The organism is Variovorax sp. Sphag1AA (genome assembly GCF_014192575.1).
Taxonomy (GTDB): domain Bacteria; phylum Pseudomonadota; class Gammaproteobacteria; order Burkholderiales; family Burkholderiaceae_C; genus Variovorax.
In genome coordinates this window covers 804,983-830,907 of record NZ_JACHYC010000003.1, presented here as the reverse complement: position 1 = coordinate 830,907, position 25,925 = coordinate 804,983, and the positions used below count along the sequence as shown (strand labels likewise).

Sequence of the window (25,925 nt, the reverse complement as noted above, 5' to 3'; positions counted from 1 at the left end):
GGACGCCCGATCGACTCAAGGAAACCACATGATTTCGATTCATCTCAATGGAAAGCCCCAGGCGTTCGACCTTTCGCCGGACGTACCTTTGCTGTGGGCATTGCGCGACGTCGCGCGCATGACGGGCACCAAGTTCGGCTGCGGCCTCGGTCTGTGCGGAGCGTGTACCGTCCATGTCGATGGCGTCGCCACGCGCTCATGCGTCACGCCTATCGGCAGCCTGTCTGGCAAGCGTGTCACAACCATCGAAGCGATCGGTGAGGCACCCGCCGGCAAGGCAACACAGGTCGCATGGCTCGCGCAAGAAGTCGTGCAGTGCGGCTATTGCCAATCGGGCCAGATCATGACGGCCTCGGCGTTGCTTGCGAAGCATCCCGAGCCGACCGACGCGCAGATTGACGAGGCCATGTCCGGCAACATCTGTCGTTGCGGCACCTACTCACGCATTCGTGAGGCCATCAAAGCGGCGGCTGTGTCACCGATCCTGAAGAGGGGAGCGTGACCATGGCTTTCGAAATTTTCAAATGCCCGGCAAACGACGTGGGACCCGCGTCGGCTTCGCGGCGTGCACTCCTGCAGACTGGTGGCGCCGTCGCGGCTGGCCTCGCCATCGGTGTGAACCTCTTGCAGGAATTTGCCGCCGCCGCAAGCGCGAGCTCATTCGCGCCGAACGCCTTCGTACAGATCGAATCCGACGACCGGATCACGCTCACCATGGCGAAGATCGAAATGGGGCAGGGGACATACACCTCGATCGCCATGCTCATCGCCGAGGAACTCGAAGTGAATCCGGAGCGCATCGTCTTGCGACACGCTCCCGCCGATGTGAAGGCCTACGGCGCACCGTTCGGTGACCAATTCACGGGCGGGTCTACGTCCATCCGTACTTTGCACGAGCCGATGCGACAGGCAGGTGCCGCCGCGCGTATTCTGCTGGTGAACGCGGCGGCGCAGACGTGGAACGTCGCAGCGTCAACCTGTCGTGCGGAGCGCGGCGAAGTCATTCATGGGCCGTCGGGCCGGCGGTTGCGTTACGGGGCGCTTGCCGCGCGCGCGTCGCGGTTGCCAATGCCGAAAGACATTCCGCTCAAGCCGGCGAGCGAGTTCAAGGTGATTGGAAAGGCTGTCAAGCGCCTCGACGCCAAGGGCAAGACCGACGGCACGGCACTGTTCGGCATCGACGCTGTCGTTCCGGGGATGAAGTTCGCATCGATCGTGGTGTCGCCCGTTATTGGCGGACGAGTCAAGTCGGTGAACGACGGCAAGGCGAAGGCGTTGCCCGGTGTCGTTGACGTGGTCAAGATCGACGATGCAGTCGCCGTCATCGCCGAGAACACCTGGTACGCGCAACGCGGCACTCAAGCCCTTGAAATCGTCTGGGACGAAGGGCCGAATGCCCACTTGTCCACGGATGACCTGCACCAGCTGATGTCCCTGGCGCTCGGTCGCCCCGGTGTAGTTGCCCGCAATGACGGTGATGCCCTCAAGGTCATTGCCGCCGATCCGGCTCGCGTGAGTTCGAACTATTCGAACCCGATGCTGGCGCACGCGACGATGGAGCCTGCCAACTGCACTGTGCATGTGCGTGCGGATGGTGCCGACATCTGGGTAGGCACTCAGGTGCCTGCACGCGCTCGCGACCGAGCAGCCCAATTGCTGGGCCTGCCGCCTGAGAAAGTGACGCTGCATAATTTTCTGCTAGGTGGCGGTTTCGGCCGCAGGCTTTATCACGACTACGTCGATCAGGCAGTGCTGATCGCTCGCCAAGTGAACTATCCGGTCAAGGTGGTCTGGCCGCGCGAGCAGGACATACAGCGCGAGCCGCATCGCGGCCACTACGCGCACACGATCACCGCGTCGTTAAACGCGGAGGGCCTGCCCGTCGCGATCTCGCACAAGACAAGCGGGCCATCCAATCTGGGCGTGTTCGCGCCAGCCTGGATCAAGCCTGATGGCGTGGACATCGATGCTGCCGATGGGGCGGTGACGTTCCCATACGACGTTCCCAACGTTCGTACCGAGTTCGTCCGCGAGGACGGCCCGATCCCGAGTGGCTTCTGGCGCGGCGTGGGACCAACACGCAATCTTCTGGCCATCGAGAGCTTCATGGACGAACTCGCGCATCGCGCGGGCAAGGATCCTCTCGCCTATCGGCTGGCGCTCCTGAGTCGTGACGAACGTTCACGCCACGTACTTCAGCGCACCGCGGAGATCTCCCGGTGGGGCGAACCGCTCGCCCCCCGGCGCGGCAAGGGCATCGCACTGCTCTATGCCTGGGACACCGTGCTCGCTCAAGCGGTTGACCTGAGCGTCGAATCGGACGGCACGATCAAGGTGAACAAGGTGAGCTGTGTCGTCGATTGCGGCACCGTCGTCAATCCCGATACCGTCGTCGCGCAGATCCAGGGCGGCATCAACTTTGGGCTCACTGCCGCGCTCTATGGCGAGATTGTCGTGAAGGATGGCCGAGTGCAGCAGAGCAACTTCCATGACTACCGTATGCTGCGAATGAGCGAAGCACCGCAAATCGACGTCGAAGTGGTTCGCAGCGCGGAAAAGCCTGGCGGCATTGGGGAGCCTGGCACGGCGGGCTTGGGTCCGGCCTTCGTCAACGCGATCTTCGCAGCTACAGGAAAACGCGTGTACGCGCTGCCAGTGAAGCCCGCATCGCTGGCGGCCTAGACGCATAGCTCCCGCGGCGGGGACGTTCTCTACCCGGGAGTTCGCGCCTCGTCAGTTCCTGCCTCCACGCAGGAGTCGGAACAGCTGGTTGGAGTCGAGCGACGAATCGTACCGAGACTGGCGCACTGCCTCTCGCGGCAATGGTTGAGCCTCGGCACAAGCGTCGGCGCGCGGCTCACGCTATATCGTCATTGAAGCCGCCACTCACGTCGGAATGTGCCAAGCCTCGACCCACAGAATGAGGGTCACTCTTGTAGACTAGGCACATCGATGAACGGGCGTCGCATGTCTGCGATGCTCGGTTGCCGCCACTGCCCCGGCGAGGGGCCACGGGAACTATGGACGAGCTGAACGAGGCAAATGCTACCCAAACCCGCGCCGTCCGGTGACGACCGAGCCGGGCATATTCGCATTGGCACGTCGGAAGTCAGTCTGGCGACCGGCGAGCTTGTCCGCAACGGTCGTGTCGTGCCGCTGGGCCGTCGCACATTGGCATTGCTGTCAGTGCTTGTGGATGCCAAGGGCGCTTTGGTTTCTAACAAGCAGATCCTCGATAAGGTGTGGCAGGGCAGGGTCGTTGAACAAAACACCCTTCAGTGGCAGATCTCCTCGTTGCGCAAGGCATTGGGCGCGGATCGCAGCCATCTCAAAACCTACTCTGGGCGCGGGTATCGAATTGTCGCGTCGATCGGCACGTCGAGCGAGCCGGTCGCCCAAGAGCCGCGTGACGCCTTAGGTCGCGAAGACTCGGAAGCCGAGGTAGCCTGCAACTTGCCATCTTCGCCGTCGGCCTTGATCGGGCGTGAGGATACGCTGGCTGAATTGTCGACTCTGCTTCAACGCCAGCGATTTGTCACGCTGACGGGTCCTGGCGGCATCGGCAAGACTCGCCTCGCCCTTGAAGTGGCGTGGAAATCTCTATGCGACTTTGACGGGGGCGCCTTCTTCGTCGACCTTTCGTCCATCGTCAACGCCGTCGACGTCGCGCCAGCCATCGTCTCGACGATCGGGATAGGGAGAGGCTCGCATACGACGCTTCAGGCTCGCGCCAAGAGCCTTGGAAGCCGTCCCGTTCTTGTCGTACTTGATAACTGCGAACACGTGATCAAGGTCGCCGCGACGGCGGCGGAGACGATCGTGCGCTCGAACGCCGTGGTCACGGTGCTTGCGACGAGCCGCGAGCCTCTGCGCGGCGACGGCGAGCACCTGTTCCCGGTGCCACCGCTGCGGCTGCCTTCGGCGGATTTCCAACCGGTGGCCAGCCTCCTTGAATGCGGTGCTACGCAACTTTTCATTGATCGCTCCGTCGTGGGCAAGGCGCGGTACATGAAGAGCTCGACCGTCGGCGAGCAGATCATCAAGATCTGTAGGCGCTTGGAGGGCAATCCCCTTGCGATCGAACTGGCTGCGGCGCGTGCGGACAACATCGGCATCGAGGAAGTCGCGCAGCGACTTGAGAACGTCCTTGCCATCCTCGTCGACGGAAAGCGCACGGCACTGCCACGGCACCAGACATTGCGCGCGATGCTTGCATGGAGCTACGAACTTCTTAGCGAGAGCGAGCGCGTCCTGTTTCGACGACTCGCCGTTTTCGCAGGAGGGTTCACGCTGGCGTCGGCGTGCAGGGTCGTGTCGAATGGAGAGTTCTCCGATTTCGAGGCGCTGGATCTGGTGTCCGCCCTTGTCTCTAAGTCCCTGATTGCGATCGACGCGGATTGGTCAGACAGGCGCTATCGATTTCTGGAGACGACGCGCGCCTATGCGCTCGAGATGCTCAAGGAGTCGGGCGAGTTTGAGCGAGTCAGCGCCGCGCATGCCACGTACTACTTGGAGCAATTGGACACAGCGGCATTCAAGACAAGCGATTCGATCCACGAGTTCGCGCTTGTCTCGTTTCGTCCTGAATGGGACAACGCCCGAGCGGCCCTGGACTGGGCGTTTTCCGATTCGGGACGCGAAGAACTCGGCATCGCGCTCGCTTCTCGCGTGACGCCATTGATGTACGAGATGCTGCTGCTGGAGCAGTGCATAACCGTGGCTTCGCGCGCTCTCGAGGCGTCGTCCGAAAATGGCGGACACGATGAGAGGATGAATCTGCCGACGAGGACGGCCTTGGCTTGTTCGCTGGTCTATCTGCGCGGACCGACCGAAGCGACTGTCGAGGTTTGGTCACACGTTCTAAAGGCGTCCCGCGAACTGAGGGAGCGCGGTTACGAGATCCGCGCCCTCTGGGGCCTTTGGACGAGCTACACGTACCGGGGATGTCCTGCACTCGCGATGCAGTACGCCCTAGAGTACAGGGGCGCTGCGGATGCTCACTCGAGCGAACAAACAGCAATGCTGGCCAACCGCATCGTCGGCGTATCCCACCACTACCTCGGAAACCACGAGGACGCATATCGACACCTGAACTTGTCGATCAGTTGCTATGTCCACGGTTCCCAATCCTTGCCCTTGAGCAACCTCATCGACCATGCCACGCTGACTCGGGCGACTCTGGCGCGCGTGCTCTGGTTCCTCGGGTTCGCTGATCGGGCAACCGACTTGGTGGAGGTGGTTGTAAGCGACGCGCTTGCCGAAGATGATCCCTTGGCCATCTGCTACGTGACCGCCGAATGCGCGCTGCCGATTGCCCTGCTTGCAGGGGATTGGGCGGCCGCACGACGCTACCAGATTATCCTGAGGTCCGCCGCCGAACGACACGGATCGACATTCTGGGCACTCATCGACCGATGCTATCTGGCACTTCTGGATGCTGAACAGGCGATGGATTCCCGCAAGCTGTCAGTGCTCAGACAAGCCATCGACGACCTGCATGTCTTCGCATTCGACACTTACAGCGTTGATCTACGCAACCGGTTGGCGCACTTGCTGCATAGAGCCGGGCGCATGGACGAAGCCCTCGCACTGACGAACCAGACCTTGGATCGAATACGCCAGACCGACGAAAGGCTTTGGGAGGCTGAGATCCTCAGGACGCGCGCGATGTTGAGCCGATACGGTGATGTGGCTTCGGAGGCAATCGACGCCGAGCACGATCTTGCTGTGTCCATTCGAGTCGCACGCGAACAAGGCGCCCTCTCGCTGGAGTTGCGATCGTCGACGGACATGGCAAGGCTGATGGTGACGCAGGGGCGGCGAGTGGAGGCCAGGACGCTGCTGGAAAGCGTCTGCGGCCGATTTCAAGAGGGACATCAGACGATCGAGAGGCAAGAGGCCTGGGAACTCATCGACTCCCTTCGTTGAAGGCGGTCGCAGCGTCGCGAGCCCCGGTTTCCGAAAGGCGTCTCGATCTCGAGGCGAAAACGACGGCGAGTGCTGCGGCCGCTGATATGCAGGCTGCGACAAACCATGCCGTGCGAAATGAATCGGCCCGCTGAACGATCAAGCCAGTCAACGCCGGCCCTGCGATGCCCCCGAGGTTGGCGATGAAATGCGTGAATCCGCTGATACGGCCCACGTGCGTGCTTGGAACAACATCCTGCACGATGGCCCAGAACGACGTTCCCGCGAGGTATAGAGAGCACAGGGCGACCGACGCGACCACCACCGCTGCAAGCGCCGATGGTGCTTCCCCGACGAGTGCCGTTCCGGCCGCCGCCACCAGCAGGCCGCCTACTTGCACGAGCGTTCTCGAGAAGACAAGACGCCCGGTCGACCTGAAGATGCGATCGGAGAGCAGCGCCCCCGCCCAGAGGCCGACAAAAGCCATGAGCCAAGGGACGGATGAGCCGAACGCCGCGCCTTGAAGGTTCAGATGATGCCTTGACACGAAAAACGTCGGCATCCAGGAGAGGTACACGGACAGCAGATACGTGTAGGCGAAGTAGGCTCCAGCGTTCGCGAGGACAAGCTGATGGCCGAAGTAGCTGGCCGCTCGTTCAGATTCGGTGCCGCGCTCTGCCGGGCTCGGGCCGGGAACCCCAGGATCGGGCAACTCTGAGAGCCTGGGTGTGGACTGTGCAGGAACTGGCTCAGCACGGTCGGCTCGGGGTAGGTGGACCATCGAGTAGAAAGTCCATGCCATCGCGAACGCGATTCCTCCTACGGCGACGATGGTCAACGACACCCTCCATCCGCAGTATGAGATCAGCACGCCTACGAGGGGCCCGGCTGCGAGTGCGCCGAACGGAGTGCCCGATGTAGCGACAGCCAAAGCGCGCGAGAGCTCGCGCTTGGGGAACCAGGCATTGATGATCTTGGCGGCGGTAGCGCCGAGCGGCCCCTCGGAGGCGCCGAACGCGACCCGGAGGGAAATCAATGACCAGAACCCCTGGGCGAGCGCTGTTAGGCCGCATAGCACCGACCAAGCCGTTAGGGAAAGTGCCAGCACAAGGTTGGGACCATAGCGATCGGCCGCCAGACCTCCGATCAGGTTCAGCAGCGCGTATCCGGCGAAGAAACTGCTGAAGACGAAGCCCATCTGCTCCGCGCTCACGTGCAGGTCGGCCATGATCGCCGGCGAGGCGATAGAGATGGCCATCCGATCCATGTAGTTGAGGGCGCCCGCTACAAAGAGGAATCCGGCGATACACCAACGACGTGTGAGGATCATGCGAGTACTTATTGATGGGTGAGGCTGCTTCCTCTCGAAGCCCAGAGGCATCGGCGCGCTTTCGAGTCAGTCGTGCTCCTACTGTATGTGCGGCTGCGAACGTACCACATGCGCTGTGTCTGGCGTGAGCGGACGACATTCCTCAGGTTTTCCTCACGTTCACGGCTTGGCGAGAGCCTAAGCTTTGTTCGGTCGCAATTCCCGATCGCCTCCGACCCGGTTGTCTGCATCCGCCTCTCGGCCACTTCGGCTGTAAGGATGGCGATGCCAGCGTGGCTGCGGCGGTCGGCTAGTCCGCAGGAAAGAACACACGAATGCCCAAGGGATTCGCCGTTCCCCGATCGCCTCTAGGCCGTGCCGCGATCAATCCGCCGCCGCCGTGGCACTACTCTAGCGAGGTCATCGGCGTCGATTTTTGGGCGGATCCGGTCGCGACGGCGGCGCTGCTTCCGGAGGGGCTCTCGCCGGATCCAGCAACTAACGGTCACGCCCGGGTTCTGTTTTCCGACAGCCAGTTCACTGCACAGGACGATGAATTCCTTGATCCTGCGCGCTATCAGTTCCGTGAGGTGCGCGTCTTGATCGACGCCGTCTGGGGCGAGACCGCAGTGACCTACTGCCCCTTTAGCTTTGCGGACAACGATGCAGCGCTGTCGCGCGGCTGGATGCAGGGCCTGCCAACAAAGCTTGGACAGATCGCCCAAACCCGCAGCTATGCGGCGTGGAGCGAGGCGGCAGCACCAGTCAGTCCCGGCGGCCGATTTGCGGCGAGCGCTTCGGCCCACGGTTGCCGCCTCATTGACGTCAGCGTGACGCTAGATCGGCGCGAGGAAGACGGTCGGAGCTTCTTCGAGCGGCCCACCGCACTGCTCAGGTACGTTCCCCAGTTGGTTGCGGGTCAGCAGCACAGGCCAGCCATGCACGAGCTGACGCTGCTTTTGGTCGAGAACGTGCGAACTGTCGACATGTGGATTGGTCACGGCTTCCTGTCCTTGCCGGAAGTGCGGGGAGAGGAACTCGACGCACTTCGGCCTCTACGGATGAACTTCGGCTTCAGGTGCGGCATGGCCTATTCCGTCGAGGATCTAAGAGTTCTGCAGGATCTGAGGGATTGAAATGGGCTTCGAGGGACAGTCTCGCCTATACATCGCGGCGATGCTTGCGGTCGAATACGCCACAACCTGTGCGCTGCTCGCTGCCTATTGGATTCTGGGTAGGGTCGATGGCCGGATCGTTGCGGCGATGGTCGCCTATTCTCTCGTGGTCAACGCGATAGGGCTGCATATGACGTCGACCGGTCAATCGAAGAGGCTGTCCGCTTCGACTGCGACGGCGTTGCAACTCGTCGCAGCCTGCGTCCGCGACTTTGGTGGTTGTCTCCTCGTGCCCGACCTCTGGTTCATCTTCGTCTTGAATCTCGTAAATGTGATGCCGCTTGCGAGCCTTCAATTCTCGGGTCGTACCCTCGGCCGCTTCTGCCTCGGCACGTGCATCGGGTTCGGACTGATATTCGTTGTATTTCTGGACAGCCCTGAGCTCCACTTCGACGGTCGGCCGGAACGGCTGCTTTTGTGGACCGTCATCGCCGCAGCGCTCGCTCGCCTAGCGATGTTCGGCTCGCACGTCGCTTCACTACGTCAAGAGTCGCTCTCGAGGGTAGTTGCGCAGGATGAAGCGAGTCGACGACTGGAGCGGGAACAAATTTCCCGTGAGCTACATGACTCGCTGCTTCAGGCCGCGTATGGGCTGGTTTGGCGATTCGCAGGATTGTCGCGGGAGCTTCCGCCGGACGATCCCGTCCGCAGAAAACTCGATACGGCCCTTGATCGCGCCGAAGACACCCTCAAGGTCATACGTGACGAAGTTTTCGGACTTCGCAGCGCGTCGCCCCAGCAGATGTCACTCGCTGAAGGCCTGCGACACGCAGGGGAAAGACTGGCCAGTGATTGCGGCATGTCGTTCATCATGCTGTCGCATGGGGCAGAAATGTCCCTGACTGAAACTGTTCGCGCGAACTTTGCGAACATCCTTCACGAAGCCATGCTGAACGCGTTTCGTCACTCGGCAGGGTGTAGCGTGCGTTTGGAACTGCACTTCTCGCCGAGAGAATTGCGGGCTTCCGTCACCGACGATGGACTAGGAATTGAGGAAGACGCCGAGCGCACGTGCCGAGACGGACACTTCGGCCTGGCCGTCATGAGGGAGCGAGCTGCCAATGTCGGCGCTAAGATCACGATTGGCAGGACGACGGCGGGCGGAACGCTGGTCGAGATTCGTGTTTCCGCTGCGCTCGCCTATGCGACGCGCTCGCGTGAGGAAGCCGGCGCGTCGAGTGCGTTGGGCAGCGGAGAGCTGAAGCCGTCTACTCGTGCCATTCATCCGCATCCCTGGTTCCCGGACATATCATCCAGAGCGCGATAGTCCCGATTGAGCGTCGGCGTCGATGGGGTTGACGGCGGCGGCGTTGCGGACCGTCCAAGGTGGGGCCTGACAGGTCGTCAAGGCTCCTGTTTGGTCAATCTCAGCGAGCCAGCCGACCTCGCGGAAGCTGCAGCGTTCGGCGGCGTGGCACCTATGTCCGGGCCAGAGTCTGAAACCGAAGCCCGGCTTCCGGCCGGAGTGCAGCGAGAGGCGAAGTTCCTGGGTGCAGCACCATGGGACCGGTCAGTGCCCTGAGCAGGCACTCGTCACGCGCGGAAATGGCTGTCATCGCGTTGATCCTGAACGGCGTGCGTTCCTGCTCTAACCGCCGTGAGCTTGAGGACTGCGCGAGTTTCTCGAATATTGCTGGCGCGAGCCTTGTGCACGCAAGTGTCCGCTGATGCAGGGGTCTGAATTGATGACGACCTCGCAGGCCAACCCATCTGGCCGAACAATAGATGTCCCGCGCATCCGAGACCTTGCGGATCGAAGTTCTGGTGCGATTCGAACTGCCGGGTGTATTCCTCAGACATTTGGGGAGACAGCGCCATCGCGTGGACAGGCCTGCTACTTCGTGCGTGAGCGGAAGCGACTTCCTTCGATCGGCGTTGGCGTCTGCTTGTTCGGAGGCTAATAGCAGTCAGCAGTAGTTCAAGCGGCTTGCTTTCGACACCGCCGGACCTTTCTGGCGATTTCCGACTACAGCGCGTTGAACTGCACCACGCCGTCCTTCATCACGAGCGGAATGTGCTCGCCCTGACCCAGCAGGCAGTCGACGCTCTGCAGCGGATTGCCGTCGACCAGCAGGAGGTCGGCCAGCGCGCCTGGCACCAGACGTCCCAGGCGGTCCTGCATGCCGAGGATCTCGGCGCCCACCGTCGTGGCGCTGGCGATCACCTCGGCGGGTGACAGCACCTGCGCGCGCAGGCGGAACTCGTCGCTCTGCAGGCGGTGCGATTCGCCGAGCAGGTCGGAGCCAAAGCCCATCTTCACGCCCGCGGATTTGAAGATCTGCAGCGCACGAAGGCCCGCTTCACGCACGCTGGCCACCTTGGCCACGCTATCGGCCGGCAGGCCGAGCGAAGCCCCCTCGTTGGCCAACGCGTCGTAGGTCACAAGCGTGGGCACCGCGTAGGCGCCCATCTGCGCCATCAGTGCGGCGGCCTCGGCATCCACCAGGTTGCCGTGTTCGATGGAGCGCACGCCACAGCGCACAGCGCGGCTGATGGCTTCCGCCGTATAGGCATGGGCCAGCACATAGGTTTGCCGCGCCGCGGCCTCGGCCACGATGGCGCGGATCTCGTCCTCGCTGTAGCCGTGGGCGCCGACCGGATCGGTTGGCGAAGCCACACCGCCTGAGGCCATGATCTTGATCTGGTCCGCGCCCATCTGCAGTTCTTCGCGCACCGCCTTGCGCACGGCATCGACGCCATCGACAACGCGCGCCAGAGAACCAACGCGCGCACAGGTGGGGCAGCCTTCGGGCTGCGCGATGTAGTCGGAGCGTGCGCGCCCATCGCCGTGGCCGCCGGTCTGGCTCAGTGCACGGCCCGAGACGAACAGGCGCGGCCCCTGCGCCAGGCCGGATTCCACCGCCTGCTTGAAAGCATGGCCCGCGCCGCCGGCGTCGCGCACGGTGGTAAAGCCGCGGCGCAGCATGCCACGCAGGACAGGCAGGCTGCGCAATGTGATCAGCACGTTGGGCATGTGCGCCTGGCGCGGCAGGTTGAGCTCCACCGCGATCACGTGCACATGCAGGTCGATCAGGCCGGGCATTGCGGTCTTGCCGCCCGCGTCGATGACCTGCGCGCCGCCAGCCGCAATGGGCTCGCCCGACACCTCGCGGATGGTGTTGCCTTCGATCAGGATGTCGTGGCGGTCCAGAAGTTCGGGCTGCAGTGGATCGAGCAGGCGGGCGTTCTTGATGAGTGTGGTCTGGGTCATGGAGCCTCCGGCGATGCGATGTAGGAATGAACGATCTGCAGCAGCGCGGCGCTGGGCTCGTGCGCAAGAAAGGGCGCCAGGGCGGGGCCTTGCGCGGCACGCACGGGGCTCGCGAGCCATTGCTGGTATGCGGCCTCGTTGATCCACTGCGCCGTGACATACATCAGATCGGGGTCCTCTTGCGAAAGCATCAACTCGCCACTCAGGAAACCTGCAACGGCCTGGGCGCACTCCTCCAGCACCCGCCCTTGGACGAAAGTGCGCACGGCCTCGTCGCGCATGCCGGGGCGCACCTGGAACGTGAGCAGTGACCTGTACTTCATGCGCCCACCTGCAGCGTCAGCGCTTCCAGCGTTTCGGGCGCCTCCGTGAGCTTCTGGTTGCCGGTCTCGGTGACCAGCACCGTGTCGGAGAAGCGAAAGCCACCGACGCCGGGCAAGTAGATGCCGGGCTCGATGCTGAACACCATGCCGGGCTTGATCTCTCGCGAATAGCCCTCGGCCAGGAAGGGCGCCTCATGCCGCGTGACGCCGAAGCTGTGACCGGTGCGGTGCAGCAGGTGGTCGCCATAGCCGCGCGTCTTCAGCAGATCGTTGACGCGGCGGTCCACCTCGGCCATGTCGGCACCTGGCACCGCCAGCTCGTAGCCGAGCGCGCGCGCCTCGAGCATCGCGTGGAACGGCCGCACCGCCGCCTCGGGCACATGGCCGATGAAGAAGGTCCGCTCCACTTCCGCGCCGTAGCCGTTGGACGTGCCGCACACCAGCGTGACGTGCGGCCCGCCGTCGGCCAGCTTGCACGACAGGTCGGGCACCAGATGCGGGTCGTGCGAGAACGCAGGCGGCGTGGCCACCGCGATCGCCTCGCAGGCCAGCACGTTGGCATGCGGGTTGGCGACGAGCAGTTCACCGACCAGCGCACCGGCGATCTGTGAGTTCAGCGCCATCGTCGCCGCGCCCGGCCTGGCGGCGGCGAGCAGCCGCGCATGGCCCCGACTGAGCCACTGGCTCGCGTAGGCGAGGCGGCCGATCTCGTAGGTCGACTTGATTTCGCGCACCTCGTCGACGATGTCGGTCGTCACCGCGGTGCCCGGAACGGCGCGGAAGACCGCCAGCGGGCACAGCGATTCGACGCCGACCCGATGCGCCGGCTTCAGCACCTCGTGCAGGCGGTCGAACCACATTTGCCCCGTGGGCGCCGGGAACTCGAAGTAGTCCAGCAGTTGCAGTTCGCCGACTGCGCGCGAGCGCACATGCGACGCCTCCAGCTTTGGAATGAGAAAGACCGGCGTGCCGCTGGCCGGCACCAGCAGGATGAACGGCCGCTCGTGGACGAAGTTCTTGAAGTTCGTCAGATAGAAGACGTTCGACGGATCGTGGCAGAGGTAGAAGTCCAGGTTCTGCAGCGCCATCTCGGCCTGGACCGCAGCCAGGCGCCTCGCGATTTCGGAAGGATCGGGGTTCTCGCAGGAAGGAACGATTTGCATGGTGGCCTCTTTGGGTGTCGTGTTGGGTGTTGTCTCTAGTGGGCCAACTCGTCGGCCGTGATGGCTTCGAGCGAACGCCCCTTGGTGGGTACGCCGAGGATGAGCACGGCGGCCGCACCGCACACCAGCACGGCCGTTGTCATGACGAACACTCCTCCGAAGCTGAAGCTGGCGGAGACCATGCCCACCAGCACAGGGGCGGCGACGCCACCCAGCCGACTCATGGTCGAGGCCAGCCCTGCGCCAGTGACGCGCACATGGGTCGGGAACAGCTCCGGCGTGTAGGCATACAGGCCCGCATAGGCGCCGTTCATGAAGAACGAGAGCAGGACGCCCGCCACCAAGATCTGGCTGTCGCCGTGGGCATAGGCCATGCCGATCGCGGCACAACCGCCCAGCAGCATGTACGAGACGATCACTGCCTGTCGCCCGATGCGCTCGTTGAGCCAGGCAGCGGAGAAGTAGCCTGGGATCTGCGCGATGGCGAGCACGATGGAGAAGCCGAAGCTCTTCGTGATCGTCATGCCGTTCTGCACCAGCAGGGTGGGAATCCAGGTGAAGAAGGCGTAGTAGCTGAAGGACTGCGTCATCCACATCAGCCAGGTCATGATCGTGATGCGGCGAAGCTTGCTCGACAGAAGCGTTCGGTAGTTGCGCGCCGCCGAGCCACGCTCGCGGCTGGGCGGCGGCGAGTCAACTTCTTGCGGGTCCAGCGTGGGCAGAACGGTGCCACGGCGCAAGGCGTCGGTTTCCATGGCGTCGAGGGTCGTCTCGGCCTCGGCGACGCGGCCCTGGCTCTCCAGCCAGCGCGGTGATTCGGGCAGGCTGCGGCGCCACCACAGCAGCATCACCACCGGCGCGGCGGTGACGAGGATGACGTGGCGCCAGCCTTCCGGCGAGGCCGGCACGAGGAAATAGCCCAGCACCGCCGCCAGCACGAAGCCGAACGAGAAGAAGCCAGCCAGCGCCCCGGTGAAGATGCCGCGATAGCGACGGGCGACGAACTCCGACAGATAGGGCGCGATGATCACGCTCTCGGCACCGGCACCGATGCCGGCCACGACACGCCAGCTCAGGAAGGACGTCCAGTCGTTGACCACCGCGCTGCCAGCAGATGCCACGCAATACAGCACCAGCGCGGACATCATCACCTTGCGCCGGCCAATCAGGTCGCCCAGCGTGCCGGCCGCCAAGGCGCCGAGCACGGCACCGACGAAGCCGGCGCTGGCCAGCATGCCAAGTTGCACGGCGGACAGGCTCCAGGCAGTGCGCAACGCAGGCAGTACGAAGGCGAGCACCGCCGCGTCCATGGCGTCGAAGGTGTAGCCGAGGCCACCCGCGAGCAGCAACTTGCGATGGAAGCCGGCGAAGGGAAGGCGCTCGATCCGCGCCGAGATCATGGTCATGAAATTCGTCTCCTGGGCGGGTGGGATGCCCGTGTGCCCCAAATCGTAGGAGCCGGCCTCGATAGAGACAAATTTATATGGCGTATCCTTTTTATAGACCGTGTGAATATTCAAGGAGCCTCGCACATCATGAACTACCGCAATGCCGACCTCAATCTGCTCAAGGTTTTCGAGGCGTTGATGACCGAAGGCAACGTGACGCGCGCCGCGCACAAGCTGTCGCTCACGCAGCCCACGGTGAGCAACGCGTTGCGCCGGCTGCGCGAGACCTTCGACGACCGGCTCTTCGTGCGCCATGGCGCCGGTGTGCGCCCCACGCGCAGGGCCGTGGAGCTATGGACGCCGCTGGCGCGCTCGCTGCAGGCAATACGCGGCGCGCTCGAAGGCGAGAGCTTCGATCCCTCGCTCAGCGACGCGCAGATTCGCGTCACGATGACGGACTACGTGTCCTGCATCATCGCGCCGCGCCTCATGCAGCGACTGGTGGAGGTAGCGCCGGGCATGCAGTGCCACACCCTGCCCGGCACCGTGGTGGACTTCTGCCAGGCGCTGGCCGACGGCAAGGCCGACTTCGCCATCGGCGCCTACAACGACGAGGTGCAGCGCCCCGCCTTCCTGCGTTCACGTCGCCTGTGGCCGGTGGACTTCGCCTGCTTCATGCGCCGCGGCCACCCGCTGGCCCAGGAACGCAAGATCACGCCGAAGAAGTTCCTGACCGCGCGGCACGTGGACGTCAGCCTGACGGGCGAAGGCGCCGTCTACGACCGCCTGCTGCGCAGCCGCGGTCTGCAGCGCAACTTGGTGGCCACCGTGAGCCACTACAGCGCCGCCTACGAGGTGGTGCGTCGCTCCGAACTGATTGCCGTCCTGCCCTGGTCCGAGGGGCGCGAGGCCGTGCGCATGGACGGGCTGGTGCGCTTGGCCCCGCCCATCGCCGCGCCGGCTCGCACCATCGAACTGTTCTGGCACGAGCGACACGAGACCTCCGTGCTGCACCAATGGTTGATCGGCTTACTCGTCGCGATGTTCGCGCGCGAGCCGATATAGGGGCCGTAGCTGAAGGAGCTAGTCCTTCTCTTGAGTTCGATGAGCCGCGCGATGGAACCGAACCGCGCAAGATCGGAATTGGCGCGAGCCGTGGCATCGCTGGGCGAACTTCCAATCGGAGTCCAGCCGGCCTCGACGAGCTTCTTCGGCGCGAGCTTCGAGAGGGCAAGTCAGTGCCCGTTGCGGTCCTTCGTTCGAATCGGAAGTACCGCTTTGGAGCCGTGCGACCTTTCGGTTCGTCAGGCCGTCCGTCCTCACTCCCTGCGCGGGAGCCTCTAGAGGGCGCGGCGGACCTTCAGTGGGAGAGAAGCCGATGGTGCATCCGCCGGATCGACCACCACACGCTGACCGCGACCAGTGTGTCTGTTGCCGAATGAAGCGACAAGCGGTTCGAGTCCAGAGCGGCGCCAGGGCGCCGCCACCTGGCACCGACATCGATCGGCAGGTCTCGGGTGAGCTGTGTAGTTGACGAAGGCCAGTATTCGCTGAGGCCGCGGACCGCAATGGGCGCAGTGTTACCGGTCGCGATGATCCTAGGACAGTGGTCGCTTGAACTTCCGTAACCTGGCGGTCACTCGCCTGTGGAGAAAGCTCCGCTGACCGTCCGCTTTCGCTGCAAGACGGGCGGGGCGGTTTGACTGCTCGGTTGCCCTCCTCCGATGATCCATCGATTCTTCCCGATCGCTGTCGTGAACTCGTGCGTCTTTCGGGTCCGACGAACGAACGCCTTGGCGAGTGGCAACAAGCGGGCCACGAGACGGCTCGGGTGAAACCCTATTCGCGGGGTGTTTGTGTATCGATATAGTAAATCGATACACTACTCGCCAATCGGTAGGAGAAAGCGTATGACCGCCACCCTGTCCCGCCGTCGCTTCGTCCAGTCTTCCTCGACCGTCGCAGCCGTTCTTGCCGTGCCGGGACTTGCATGGGCGCAGAGTCCGGTGGCGCTGCGCTTCTCGTCCTCGATGACGGCGGACGACAACGCCGCCCACTACGTCTGGTACCAGCGCCTGCAGGCCAACCTGAAGGCCTCGGTGGGCGATGCGATCCGGCTGGACTACTTCCCCAACAACCAGCTGGGCAAGGAAAGCGACGTGGTGCAGCAGGTGAAAGTGGGCTCCATTGACATGATGGTCACCGGCTCGTCCATCTGGGCCACAGTGCTGCCCGAGCTGGGCATACTGGACCTGGGCTACCTCTTCGACAGCTACGCCCACGTGGCCCGCGCCATGGATGGCAAGGCTGGCGCCGCGCTGGACGACATGCTGCAGAAGCGCGCCGGCTGCACCGTGCTCACCTGGACCTCGCACTTCGGCCCGCGCAGCGTCTACACCAAGAACCAGGTGAAGTCGCTGGCCGAGGTGAAGGGCGTGAAGCTGCGCGTGCTGCCCACGCCGGCCTTCATCGAGACCTTCAAGATCATGGGCGCGATCCCCACGCCCATTCCCTTCGGCGAGCTCTACATGGCGGCACAGACCGGCGTGGTCGACGGCTTCGAGCACGACGCAGCCACGGTACTGGCCAGCAAGCTCAACGAGGTGACCAAGTCCTGCTGGATGACCGAGCACCTGTTCAGCCCCATGGTGGTGGTGATCAGCCGGCGCAGCCAGGACAGGATCCCGGCCAACCTGCGCCCGGCCTTCATGAAGGCGGTGGCCGATTCCACCGCTCAGCAGCGCGGCCTGGCGGGCGAGAAGGGCGCGGCCGCCATCGAGGAACTCAAGAAGAAGGGCATGACCTTCTTCCCCATGGCCCCGGCCGAGCGCGATGCGGTGCGTAAGGAGATGGAGGCCAAGCTGTGGGCCGACTTCGCCAAGCAGTACCCGAGCACCGCGCCGCTCTTCGCGGACATAGCGGCGGCGCGGGGCTGATGCGGTGAGCGTCGCCATCGATACCCAGGCGCCTGCCCTGCCGGCCTTCGGCTTCAGGGCGGGCACGCAGTCGGGCCGGCTGCTGGCCGGCCTCACGCACTGGATCGAGGTGCTGTCCGCCGTGGTGTTGGCGGTGGACGTTCTGATGGTGTTCCTGTCGGTGATCTACCGCTACGTGCTGCACGACCCGGTGGACTGGGCCGAAGAGGTGGCGCGCGCGCTGATGCTGGTGCTGGTCTTCTTCGGCGCGGCCTCGGTGCTGGCGCGCAGCCAGCACGTGGGCGTGGACCTGTTCCGCCACATGCTGCCGTCGCACTGGCAGCCTGCGCTGCTGCAGGTGGGGCACTGGATCATCGCGGGCGTGTCGGCGAGTCTCTTCGTCTCCTCGATCCTGCTGCTGGTCGACACCTGGGGCCAGACCACGCCGCTGGGCCTGGCGCAGTGGCTCTATGTCTTTCCCGTGGTCTTCGGCAGCGCCTTCATGACGGTGTTCGCGATCGCACATGCAACGGCCGGGCCGTCTCGCCTGGTGTGGGCCACGCTCGTCGGCGCGCTCGTCGTGCTCGGTCTGGTGTACGGCTGGAACGCCTTCATGCCCGCCCACGCGGTGCCGCGTGGCCTGCTGCTGGCCGTCGGCTTCTTCGGCGCGCTGGCGCTGGGCGTGCCCATCGGCTTCGTGCTGGCCTTCGCCGCGCTGCTGTACTTCCTGGCCGATCCCTCGCTGCCGCTGCTCATCTACTCGCAGCAGGTGATGGCGGGCAGCGACCACTTCGTGCTGCTGGCCATCCCCTTTTTCGTGCTGGCGGGCCTCCTGATGGAACAGAACGGCATGTCGGCGCGGCTCATCGAGCTCCTGCTGCGCATGTTCGGGCGGGTGCGAGGGGGCCTCGGGCTCATCACCATCACCGCCACCGCCTTCTTCTCGGGTGTGTCGGGCTCCAAGCTGGCGGACATCGCGGCGGTGGGCGGCATCGTGATGCCGGCGGTGCGGCGCACCAAGCAGGACCCGAACGAGGCTGCTGGCCTGCTGGCCTGCACTGCCGTCATGGCCGAGACCATCCCGCCTTGCATCAACATGATCATCATGGGCTTCGTCGCGAACATCTCCATCGCGGGCCTGTTCATGGCGGGACTGGTGCCGGCCGCGGTGATGGCGCTGTCGCTGGCCGCGCTGGCCATCGCGGTGGGCGGGCGCATCAACCCGGACGACGCCTTCGAGCACCGCACCCCCATGCTCAAGCTGTTGGGCGGGGCGCTGGTGGCGATCGTCATGGTGGCGATGATCGGCAAGGGCGTGACCTCGGGCGTGGCCACCTCCACCGAGGTGTCGGCCTTCGCGGTGATCTACGCGCTGGTGGCCGGCAGCCTGGTGTTCCGCGAGCTGAGCCTGGGCGGGCTGGCGCGGCTCTTCGTGAAGTCGGCCTCGATGGCGGGCAGCATCCTCTTCATCGTGGCGGCGGCTTCGAGCCTCTCGTTTGCGCTCACGATCGAGCAGATCCCGCAGCAGGTGTCGGCCAGCATCGTGGCCTTCGCGCACCAGTACGGCAGCATCAGCTTCATCGTGCTGGCGGTGGGAATGATGGTGGTGTTCGGCGCGGTGCTCGAAGGCGCACCGGCCCTGATCATCTTCGGGCCGCTGCTCACGCCGATCGCACAGCAGCTGGGCATCCATCCGCTGCACTTCGGCACGGTGATGGTCATCGCCATGGGCCTGGGCCTGTTCGCGCCGCCCATCGGCCTGGGGCTGTTCGCCACCTGCGCCATCACCGGCACGCAGGTGAAGGACGTGGCGCGGCCCATGGCCAAGTACTTGGTGGTGCTGACGGTGGCGCTGCTCGTGCTGGTGCTGGTACCCTCGTTTTCCTTGTGGCTGCCGCTGCGGCTGGGGCTCTAGAAGCGATTGAACCGAACAAGAGATGACGACGATCCAGGACGTGGCCAGACATGCCGAGGTGTCGGTGAGCACGGTGTCGAACGTACTCAACGGCCGCGTCGACCGCATGCGGCCCGACACGTTGGCGCGGGTGCGCACCTCCATCGAGGCGCTGCAGTTCCGGCCGAGCAAGCTGGCGCAGCAGCTCAAGACCGGGCAGACGCCATTGCTCGGGCTGCTGGTGCCATCGCTGACCAACCCGATGTATGGACACATCGCCCGCGAGGTCGAGACGGCGGCGCAGCAGCGCCACGGCTTCCGGCTGCTGATCGGCAGCACCTACCGCGACCGCGAGAAGGAGAGCGCCTTCTTCGAGGACCTGCTGGCGCATGGCGTGCGACGGGTGATCGTGATCTCCTCGCTGGCGGACGAGCGCCATTTCGAATCCGCTGTGGAACGCGGCATGGTGGTCATCAGCTACGACCGTGGCGCCACGCCTGGCCGGCGCTCGCGCGTGGGCCACGTGATGCCCGACAACTTCGAGGCCGCGCGCATGGCCACCGCGCACCTGATCGCCAAGGGGCACCGGCACCTGGCCTTCGCCACCGTGGCGGGCCTCACGATGAGCCGTAGCGCCAAGATCGACGGCTTCCACGCCGCGGCCGAGGCGGTGGGCTTGGCGCAGCAGGCGCAGGTGATCGACGGCGGCGCGCTCAACGAGTACAGCGACGCAGTCATCGCCGAGGTGGGCCGCGCCATGGCAGCGCGGCTGGCGCGCATGAAGCAGCGCCCCACCGGCGTCGTTGCACTCAACGACTTGATGGCCTTCGGTCTGATGGCGGGCCTGCGCGACCTGGGCGTGCGGGTGCCGCAGGACATCTCCATCGTGGGCATCGACGGGCTGTACCTTTCGGGGTTGTCCAACCCGGCCCTCAGCACCGTGGAGTTGCCGGTGCACGACATGGCGCAGGCGATGGTCGAGCAGGCCATGGCCCGCAGCGAGGACGAGTGGGCGCGCGAGCGGGTCTTCGTGCCGCGGCAGCTACTCGAGCGCGAATCCGTTGCCGCCCCGCCGCGCGCGGCGCCACGAAGCAACAAGCCGCGCGCGGCCGAGGCGAAGGCCAAATGAGTGCACGGGTCTTCGTCACCCATCCCTGCGACAAGTTGCCGAGCTACTTCGGCCAGCGCGCCCTCGACGCGCTGCGCGCAGTGGCCGAGGTGCGGCTGAACCCGCAGCCGCGCGACCTGCCGACGGACGAGCTGATCGCCGCGGCCAGCGACTGCGACGCGCTGATCGCCTACCGCCAGACGTCCGGGCCTGCTCGGCTGTTCGACGCGCTGCCGCGCCTGAAGGCCTTCATCCGCTGCGCCATGGACATCCGCACCGTGGACGTCGCCGCCGCCAGCGCGCTCGGCGTCCTGGTGACGCAGGCCGGGCCCGGATTCAACGCGGCGGTGGCGGAATGGATCGTCGGCGCCATGATCGACCTGGCCCGCGGCACCAGCCGCTACGTGCAGGCGTACCGCCGTGGCGAGCAGCCGGTGCCGGTCATGGGCCGCGAGCTGCGCGGCGCGGCGCTGGGCATCGTGGGCTTCGGCGGCATCGGCAGCACACTGTGTCCGCTGGCGCGCGCCTTCGGCATGCCGGTGCTGGTGAACACGCTGCAGCGCATCGAGCCGCGCGAGGGCGTGCGGCAGGTCGAGTTGCCCGTGCTGCTGGCCGGCGCGGATTTCGTGGTCTGCCTGGCGCCGGCCAACGCGGGCACGGCCGGCCTGTTCGGCGCCGAAGCCTTCGCCGCGATGAAGCCGGGCGCCTTCTTCATCAATGCCTCGCGCGGCGAACTCGTGGACGAGGCGGCGCTGCTGCAGGCCCTGGAGACCGGCCAGGTGGCGGGCTGCGCGCTCGACGTGGGCATGGCACCCGACCAGATGCCCAGCCCGGCGCTGGCACGCCACCCGCGCGTGGTCGCCACGCCGCACATCGGCGGGCTCACGCCGCCGGCGATCGAGCATCAGGCGCTGGAGACCGTATCGCAGCTCACCGCATTGCTGCAGGGGCAGATGCCGGCCGGCGCAGTGAACGCTGGCGAGGCCTTCCGGCTCAAGGCCGCGGGATGGAAGAGAACATGATCGAAGGCGCCTGCGACTGCCACGTGCATGTGTACGGGCTGGGCTTCGCTCTGGCACCCACGGCCACCTTCCAGCCGCCGCCCGCGCCGGCCTCGGCCTATCGCGAGGTGCAGCGCAAGCTGGGCCTTGACCGCGTGGTCATCGTGCAGCCTACCGGCTATGGCTTTGACAACAGCTGCACGCTGGCAGCCATCGCCGAATTGGGGGAGGGGGCGCGTGGCGTGGCCGTGGTTGCGGTGGACGTGCCCGATGCGGAGCTCGACCGCCTGCATGCCGGCGGAATGCGCGGCGTGCGTTTCATGATGCTGCCCGGCGGCGTGCTGCCCTGGTCCGCGCTCGAGCCGCTGGCCAAACGCCTGGCGCCACGCGCCTGGCACGTCGACCTGCAGCTGGACGGGCGTGATTTCCGCCAGCATGAGCAGCGTCTTCTGGACTTGCCCTGCCGCCTCGTCATAGACCACATCGGCAAGTTCCTCGAGCCGGTGGAGACGGGCAGCGAGTCCTTTCGGTCGCTATGCCGGGTACTCGATGGCGGCAACGTCTGGGTCAAGCTGTCCGCGCCTTACGAAAGCTCGCGCAGCGGGCCACCTCGTTATGAAGACGTCGAACCCATCGCGCGCGAACTGGCCCTCCGTTATCCGAAGCGCTGCCTGTGGGGCAGCAACTGGCCGCATCCCAATGTGAAGCCCGTGCCCGACGAGCATGCTCTGTTGGACTGGTCGCTGGCCTTGCTTGACGGCGGTGCGACGTGGGCGAAGGCGATGCTGGCGGACAACCCGGCGCATATCTACGGCTTCGACTGAAGACGGTCAGGCAGTCCCGCGACCTGACTCAACCCAGCGCTGTCTCCGGTGGAGCGCCGTAGCGCAGACTTCCCGTCTCAACGCTGCTGCGCGCGCAAGAGATCGTAGTAGGCGCGCGCATCCGAACTCGCTGAAAGCAGCCGAGAAGCTATCGGTGCCTGCGCTCGCGCCTCGCTCGGGCTATGGCCGAAATGCTGCCGAAAGCTGCGACTGAAGTGGGAAGCGTTGGCGAACCCGAATTCCTCGGCGACGCCGACCAACTGTCGCGCTGCATGTTCGGGCGCAACGATGGCTGCGTAGATGCGCTTCAGTCTGCGCTCCTTGATGTAGTTGGCGACACCGCCGCGTGTCTCGAAGAGGCGGTATAGCGTGCTTCGCGACACCTTGAACCTGCGGCAGATCGTCGAGACCGACAGCGCCGGATCGCGAAGCGACGCGTCGATCCACTTGCAGACCTGCTGCATCAGCGTGTCCTCGATCGCCGGGCGCGCCCGCTCCAGCGCTTCCGGCGTGGCCCGCAGGCTCACGGCGAGGAGGCTTGCGGTCGCCACGGCGACGCCGCGCGCTTCTTCAACCGTAAGTTCCGCCAACCGTTCCGACACGTTCACGAGATGGCTCACCAGCAGGTGCGCAGACGCGCCGCGCGGAACAACGCCGTGCAGATCCATGCCCCCGGGAAGCACATCTGCCAAGGCATCGCGCGGCAAGAGGACAACGATGCCCGGTCCGCCCGGCGAGTCAAAGGTCGATGGGCGCGTCATATCGGTCAGTACCGGCTCGCAGGCGGCGAGGATCAGCCGCTTTCCATCTGCATCGACCCGAGCGCCAGGGCGCTTCAGGTTCATGCGAAGGTGCAGATGGTTGAACTGGTCGGCCCGGACGAGCCGAGCCGATCGCTTCGAGATCATCGGCGTGTAGTCACCGGCCGTCAGCAGGTGAGGTCCGAGATTCCACAAATGGGTCCGGCTGCGGAAGTCGCCTTGTGCCACACCGCTTGGCAGCAGCAACTCGTAGGAGGTCGCTGTGCGCTCCTTCCAAAGCTCGAAGCGCTCCCGCGGCGCCAGCAGGCTGGCGTCGAACGTGATGGGCGAAACGACGCGCGCCGATTCGCCATCATGCGAACCGAACCAGTCCTGGGGCGCGGATCGCTGGTTCATAAGCGCCTCATTTTCCCATCTTTGAATCAGGCAGAACAGACATGGGACGCTCAGTCAACGACGAACGACGCAGCGCTTCCTAACATTCATGGACCGGTAAGAACTCCGCCCGTCGACGCACTTGATTGCCCAGCAGGGCATTGCCGACAAGGAGATCACTCACTTTACCTTCGAGGAATGTCATGTCGCATCAACTCACACGTCGTTCTTTCCACCGCTTGGCCGCGTCCGGCGCCGCGCTCATCGGCAGCCATGCACTCTGGCCGCTGGCCCACGCCGACGAACCTGCGGATGTCCCTTGGACATCCGACGATCCACACCTGAGCGGCAACTTCCTTCCGGTGCAGCGCGAGGTCGATGCGCGCGACCTGCGGGTGATCTCGGGACGCATTCCCGCCGACCTGCGCGGCGTCTACATGCGCAACGGACCCAACCCCGAATTCAAGCCGCTGGGCTACGCCTATCCGCTGGACGGCGACGGCATGATCCACGCCGTCTACATCGAGGACGGCAAGGCGCGCTACCGGAACCGCTTCGTCGACACCGAAAGCCTGAAGGTGGAGCGCCGCGCCGGCCACGCCGTCTTCGGCAGCTTCACGCACCCGGTGCCGGTGGATCCGGCCATGTTCGCGCCGGGCGAAGTTCCGTCGCAACTCAAGAACGGCGCCTTCGTCAACATCATCCGGCACGGTGGCCGACTGATCGCGCTGAACGAGGCCACGACCAGCTACGAGATGAGCATGGAACTGGACACCCTCGGCCAGTGGACCGCAGGGGGCACCGAGCCGCTGCGCCTGGGCGCCCACAACCGCCACCATCCACGCACCGGCGACCTCTATGCGCTGGAGTATTCCTGGCGCACGCCGATGGTGAAGTTCCACCGCATCGATCCCAGCGGGAAGCTGGTGAGCACACGGTCCGTGGAAATGCCGATGCCGACCATGATCCACGACTTCATCCTGACGGAGCGCTACATCGTCCTCATCGCCGGGCCAGCGGTGTTCGACGCCCAGGCGGCGAAGGCCGGGAAGTCCATGCTGCAATGGCGTCCCGATCTTGGCATGCGGATCGCGTTGTTGCCGCTGGACGGCGGCGCGCCGACCTGGATCGAGGGCGACCCCTTCTTCGTCTTCCACTTCGGCAACGGCTTCGAGCGCGGCGGCCGGATCGTGGTCGACTATGTCCATCACGAGAGTTTTGCGCTCGTGCATGGCAAGGATGCCACCTTGCGGCGCCTGACGATCGATCCTGCCAGGCGCAGCTTCAAGGTGCATCAGTTCTCCGACGAGGTCACGGAGTTTCCGCGGGTCAACCATCTGTACGAAGCGCTTCCGACACGCTATGTCTACGTACCGACCCTGACGTCTTCGCTGAAGCTGCCGGACCCGCCGTCGGCAGTCTTCAACACGGTGCTCAAATTCGACACCGAAACCGGCCGCTCCAGCCGCCACGACCTCGGCAACCAGATCGTCGGCGAGGCCGCCTTCGTGCCGCGGCCCGGAGGCCACCGCGAGGACGACGGCTATCTTGCGGCGTTCACCTACGACCCGGCTCGCCGCAGCAGCAACTTCGTGTTGCTCGATGCGCGCAGGATCGAGGAGGCGCCGGTCGCGGTGATCGAGATGCCGCAGCGCGTGCCACAGGGGCTGCATGGCAACTGGATCACGCGGACCTGATGAACGCCGACCGACGGCAATGCGCTGAACTTCAATGAGGAGAGCAAATGGCTGATTTCATCAGGGCCACGATCCATTTCGTATTGGCCAACTATCCGCTGACCTTCCTTGTGATCGGGTTCCTTGTCTCAGCCGCGGCCATCGCGCGCCAGCACCGCCCATGGGTCCGCGCTGACATCGTCGAGGCCTTGCTGCGCTGGTTCGTTTTCTTCAGTGTGGGCATCTACAACTTCTACAACTTCGTGATGCACGTCTTCTTCGGTGCGCTGTCGGCCCAATTCATCGGGTGGGCCGACAGCCCTTTCCAACTGGAGGTCGGCATGGCCAGCCTGGGCTTCTCAGCGGTCGGCCTCCTGGCGGCGTTCCGCAGCTTCGACATGCGCCTGGCTGCCATCCTGGGCCCAAGCATCTTTACCCTCGGCGCAGCGGTCGGCCACCTGCGCGAAATGGTCACCGCCCACAATTTCGCGCCCGGCAATGCGGGACTGATGTTCTATGCGGACATATTCGTTCCCATGGCCGGCTTCGCCCTGCTTTGGGCAAGTCGCCCGCCAACGTATCACGCAGAACCTGTGCCTTTGATTTTGCGTTGAATGACCGGCTGGGGAGCCGGCGACCGGCACCTTCGGGCCCGGTGCCGCCGCAGGAGTTCGTCCTGACCAAGCCGGCAGTGCAGTGAGAGCGGTCCCATCGGATATGCACTACGAAACCTTGAGCCGACCGCCTGTAACGTGCCCGTCTATGTCCGGCCAGTAACGGCCCGGCGTCCTCGCCTCCACGATGCCGTGTATGGGCAGTTCTGCGAGGTCAGTACCGGCTGGCAGCTTCAGATAGTGCACTCGTCCGTCGATGCCACGACGTGGAGGACGTGACC

At 64.9% G+C, this 25,925-nt stretch carries 19 protein-coding genes; 13 read left to right on the top strand and 6 right to left on the bottom strand.

From position 1 onward, the window contains the following. The first annotated feature begins 28 nt into the window (after window positions 1-28). From FHW64_RS15775 to FHW64_RS15765, 3 genes are all read left to right on the top strand, one after another. The gene (locus FHW64_RS15775; protein WP_184527771.1) at window positions 29-502 is read left to right on the top strand and encodes a (2Fe-2S)-binding protein; all 474 of its coding nucleotides are present in this window, start codon (window positions 29-31) and stop codon (window positions 500-502) included. A 2-nt stretch (window positions 503-504) separates the two neighbouring features. Next, window positions 505-2,682, top strand: a complete 2,178-nt coding sequence (locus FHW64_RS15770) for a molybdopterin cofactor-binding domain-containing protein (RefSeq protein WP_184527769.1) — start codon at window positions 505-507, stop codon at window positions 2,680-2,682. Window positions 2,683-3,042: 360 nt separating this feature from the next. Then, a complete protein-coding gene (locus FHW64_RS15765; protein ID WP_184527767.1) occupies window positions 3,043-5,928 on the top strand; it encodes a winged helix-turn-helix domain-containing protein in 2,886 nt (961 codons plus the stop codon). Here FHW64_RS15765 and FHW64_RS15760 read toward each other — a convergent pair. Beyond that, window positions 5,909-7,237, bottom strand: coding sequence for an MFS transporter (locus FHW64_RS15760; RefSeq protein ID WP_184527765.1), 1,329 nt, complete (start codon window positions 7,235-7,237; stop codon window positions 5,909-5,911). The two genes, FHW64_RS15765 and FHW64_RS15760, sit on opposite strands and share 20 nt — an antisense overlap. Before the next feature lie 314 nt (window positions 7,238-7,551). Between FHW64_RS15760 and FHW64_RS15755 the strand changes: the two genes are divergently transcribed. Continuing rightward, window positions 7,552-8,352: an acetoacetate decarboxylase family protein gene (locus FHW64_RS15755; protein WP_184527764.1), complete on the top strand. Its 801-nt coding sequence runs from the start codon at window positions 7,552-7,554 to the stop codon at window positions 8,350-8,352. A 1-nt stretch (window position 8,353) separates the two neighbouring features. Continuing rightward, window positions 8,354-9,658 carry a sensor histidine kinase gene (locus FHW64_RS15750; protein WP_184527762.1) on the top strand — a complete coding sequence of 435 codons (1,305 nt, stop codon included), beginning with the start codon at window positions 8,354-8,356 and terminating at the stop codon, window positions 9,656-9,658. A gap of 699 nt (window positions 9,659-10,357) precedes the next feature. Here FHW64_RS15750 and FHW64_RS15745 read toward each other — a convergent pair. From FHW64_RS15745 to FHW64_RS15730, 4 genes are read right to left on the bottom strand one after another with little or no spacing between them, the layout of a single operon-like run. After that, window positions 10,358-11,602, bottom strand: a complete 1,245-nt coding sequence (locus tag FHW64_RS15745) for an amidohydrolase family protein (protein ID WP_184527761.1) — start codon at window positions 11,600-11,602, stop codon at window positions 10,358-10,360. Next, window positions 11,599-11,925, bottom strand: a complete 327-nt coding sequence (locus FHW64_RS15740; RefSeq protein ID WP_184527759.1) for an antibiotic biosynthesis monooxygenase — start codon at window positions 11,923-11,925, stop codon at window positions 11,599-11,601. The genes FHW64_RS15745 and FHW64_RS15740 overlap by 4 nt, the downstream gene beginning before the upstream one ends. Beyond that, window positions 11,922-13,088: a Xaa-Pro peptidase family protein gene (locus FHW64_RS15735; protein WP_184527757.1), complete on the bottom strand. Its 1,167-nt coding sequence runs from the start codon at window positions 13,086-13,088 to the stop codon at window positions 11,922-11,924. Before FHW64_RS15735 ends, FHW64_RS15740 begins: the two co-directional genes overlap by 4 nt. 35 nt (window positions 13,089-13,123) lie before the next feature. Beyond that, window positions 13,124-14,494, bottom strand: a complete 1,371-nt coding sequence (locus FHW64_RS15730) for an MFS transporter (protein WP_184527755.1) — start codon at window positions 14,492-14,494, stop codon at window positions 13,124-13,126. A gap of 129 nt (window positions 14,495-14,623) precedes the next feature. On the opposite strand from FHW64_RS15730, the gene FHW64_RS15725 reads away from it, so the two are divergent. The 6 genes from FHW64_RS15725 (at window position 14,624) to FHW64_RS15700 (ending at window position 22,218) form a co-directional block, all read left to right on the top strand. After that, window positions 14,624-15,541, top strand: coding sequence for a LysR family transcriptional regulator (locus FHW64_RS15725; protein WP_184527753.1), 918 nt, complete (start codon window positions 14,624-14,626; stop codon window positions 15,539-15,541). Between the two features lie 845 nt (window positions 15,542-16,386). Then, window positions 16,387-17,412, top strand: a complete 1,026-nt coding sequence (locus tag FHW64_RS15720; protein ID WP_184527751.1) for a TRAP transporter substrate-binding protein — start codon at window positions 16,387-16,389, stop codon at window positions 17,410-17,412. Window positions 17,413-17,416: 4 nt separating this feature from the next. Continuing rightward, the gene (locus tag FHW64_RS15715; RefSeq protein WP_409350620.1) at window positions 17,417-19,306 is read left to right on the top strand and encodes a TRAP transporter large permease subunit; all 1,890 of its coding nucleotides are present in this window, start codon (window positions 17,417-17,419) and stop codon (window positions 19,304-19,306) included. Window positions 19,307-19,328: 22 nt separating this feature from the next. Further along, window positions 19,329-20,414, top strand: a complete 1,086-nt coding sequence (locus FHW64_RS15710) for a LacI family DNA-binding transcriptional regulator (RefSeq protein ID WP_184527749.1) — start codon at window positions 19,329-19,331, stop codon at window positions 20,412-20,414. Then, a complete protein-coding gene (locus FHW64_RS15705; RefSeq protein ID WP_184527747.1) occupies window positions 20,411-21,415 on the top strand; it encodes a D-isomer specific 2-hydroxyacid dehydrogenase family protein in 1,005 nt (334 codons plus the stop codon). The genes FHW64_RS15710 and FHW64_RS15705 overlap by 4 nt, the downstream gene beginning before the upstream one ends. Further along, a complete protein-coding gene (locus FHW64_RS15700) occupies window positions 21,412-22,218 on the top strand; it encodes an amidohydrolase (protein WP_260304291.1) in 807 nt (268 codons plus the stop codon). Before FHW64_RS15705 ends, FHW64_RS15700 begins: the two co-directional genes overlap by 4 nt. A 77-nt stretch (window positions 22,219-22,295) precedes the next feature. Here the strand turns inward: FHW64_RS15700 and FHW64_RS15695 are convergent, their stop codons facing one another. Next, the gene (locus FHW64_RS15695) at window positions 22,296-23,375 is read right to left on the bottom strand and encodes a helix-turn-helix domain-containing protein (RefSeq protein WP_184527743.1); all 1,080 of its coding nucleotides are present in this window, start codon (window positions 23,373-23,375) and stop codon (window positions 22,296-22,298) included. 182 nt (window positions 23,376-23,557) lie between these two features. Here FHW64_RS15695 and FHW64_RS15690 point away from each other — a divergent pair, with 182 nt between their 5' ends. Both FHW64_RS15690 and FHW64_RS15685 read left to right on the top strand, forming a co-directional pair. Then, on the top strand, window positions 23,558-25,051 hold the full coding sequence (locus FHW64_RS15690) for a carotenoid oxygenase family protein (RefSeq protein WP_184527741.1): 1,494 nt from the start codon (window positions 23,558-23,560) through the stop codon (window positions 25,049-25,051). Between the two features lie 47 nt (window positions 25,052-25,098). Further along, window positions 25,099-25,644, top strand: coding sequence for a DUF6790 family protein (locus FHW64_RS15685; protein ID WP_184527739.1), 546 nt, complete (start codon window positions 25,099-25,101; stop codon window positions 25,642-25,644). Window positions 25,645-25,925: the final 281 nt, after the last annotated feature.